The sequence below is a fragment of the Moorena sp. SIO4E2 genome, from assembly GCF_010671945.1.
Taxonomy (GTDB): Bacteria; Cyanobacteriota; Cyanobacteriia; order Cyanobacteriales; family Coleofasciculaceae; genus Moorena; species Moorena producens.
In genome coordinates, this window is record NZ_JAAHIE010000940.1 from 1 (window position 1) to 2,158 (window position 2,158).

2 protein-coding genes are annotated in these 2,158 nt (G+C 46.6%); both read right to left on the minus strand.

The annotated features are described in order from the left end of the window. Positions 1-554, minus strand: a 554-nt coding sequence (locus F6K37_RS39200; protein ID WP_287256641.1) for an urease accessory protein UreD, incomplete at its 3' end; no start/stop codon positions are given. Between the two features lie 408 nt (positions 555-962). Beyond that, on the minus strand, positions 963-2,158 hold a 1,196-nt coding region (locus F6K37_RS39205), incomplete at its 5' end, for an OmpA family protein (RefSeq protein WP_353839049.1).

Consider the following 2,158-nt stretch of genomic DNA (forward strand, 5'->3'; position numbering starts at 1 on the left):
GGCGCTAATTCTACCCGCAAATCCTGCCGGTAAACTGCACCATTGAATACAATCGTTTCCTGGGGCAACCATTCTAAACAAGCACCAGTCTCTACTTGGATCCGGATGATTTGTCTAGTTTCTGGCTTTTTTAAACTAGCGCTATTGTTTACTGGATTAGCGCTAGAGATAATTGGTCTAGCTTCTGGTTGGTTTAGACTACCGCTAAGCTTTTCATGATTAGCGCTATAGTTTCTTAGACTAGCGCTAGCACTGCCCCTACCATAAGCTTTACTAGCAGCAGCAGTGGTTATTAAAGCATGAGTCCCCGATTCCAGGTGGATATCTTGAGACAGTCTGTCCCCTGCTACCATTCCTCCAGCGGTATGAAGTACGACACTGTGACAAACTCCTAGCCCTTCTGGATAAAACGGTCGCTGTACCTTCAAGGGAGCTTTGGCGTAGGTGTGAATAGGTTGAGTTTTTCCCTGGCAATAGGCAAAGCGTAATTCAAGGCTGCCATGCCATCGAGATTGATCACTATCTGTCGGTTGTGGTTGAGAAAGTTGATTCACCAATAACTAAAGGGCAATGTACGGTAATTGACCGGGTTGCTTCGGGGTTTCTGAATATCGGAATCATATCAAGTATAGTTGAGCAAGTTACCGATGTAAGCTATCAGCTAAAGGCCTTTGGCCACGCTTCGCGAACAGCTATCAGCTAATGCACACGCTACTTGAGGTGCTATCAGCTATAAACCTTGGCATTTGGCCACGCTACTTGAAGTGCTTATGGGCATAGCACACCCTAATTGAGGTGATTTTGAATAAAAGAGGTAAGCATTCGTTTAATTTCTGTTATGTCAGCTGTCAGGGCTTGATAAAGCTGACTGCTGACTGCTGACTGCTGAATGCTTACTTACCAATTACCGATTACCAATTACCCTTGGCTATTCCACAATTGGGCAACGCCTTGGTCTGTTCCTAATTTCCAGATTGAATCGGTGCCAAGCTAATCACAGTACGTTGGTTAACCGGAGAAGTCGGGTCAGTACCAGGTTGGGGTTCAGAGAAACCTAATCCTTCCACAACGAATTGATGGGAGGGATACTTGCTTTTGAGATAGTTTACTACCTCTTGAGCCCTGGCTTGAGAGAGTTTCTGGTTAGATTCAGGATTGCCAGTACGGGAGGTATGACCTTGCACCTTGACAACTACACTACTGGGGCTAAATTTTTGAATTGCCTCTGCCAAATCATTGAGCTTTTGCTGCTGCTGGGGACTTAATTGAAACGAAGCCCTGGCAAACTTGACTTCACCTAAAACTTCTAAGTTACTTAGCGGCTGGGGGTTTTGTCCCTCAGCCTCTGCCACTTGAGTACCTGTAGAGTCAGATTTTTGTTCTAGTTGCGATTCCTTGGCTTTATCATCTGCCTCAGCCACTTGAGTGGTGGTAGAGTCAGGTTTTTGTTCTGGTTCAGCAACGGTTTTTTCCGGTTCTGATTCCTTAGCTTGATCGGTTTCAGTGTTAGAGGAATCCTCAGCTTGAGCCGCAACTTCCGGCTTTTCCTCAGCTTTACCTGGAACTGAAGCCTGAGTGTTATTATCTGCCTGAGCTACTTGAGTGGCGGTAGAGTCAGGTTTTTGTTCTGGTTCAGCAAGCGATGCAGCGCGGTCTTGGGGAGGCAGCGCGGTCTTGGGGGTTCCCCCCATGAGCGACTGCCGTGGTTTTCCCCCACTCGCTATTGCATCAAGAACGGTTTTTTCCGGTTCTGATTCCTTAGCTTGATCGGCTTCAGTAGAATCAGCTACCTGAGGTTGAGCCACAACTTCCGGCAGATTCTGATCAGTCGGAGAGGTTGTAGCTATACTTGGCTCAGCTGTTGGGGGCAGATAGTTAGCGGTAAACAGTTCTGTGGTATTAACAGGAACATCTTTTGCCTTACCGGAAGCTGCCAAAACTTCCGCAGTTTCCCCTATTCTTTTTGCCAAAGTTCCTGATTTCATCCAATCTTTCGCCTCAGCCGCCGTAAAAAACTGCATCCCCTTACTAGCAGTTTCCCCATCCCTGAGATTAGCTTTCTCTACCTGGTCGTAGTATGTTTCTACAAAATCTTGGATCTCTTTGGGATTGGATTTCAGGATACGCTCAGAGGCCACTACTACATCTAAGTTGGGTT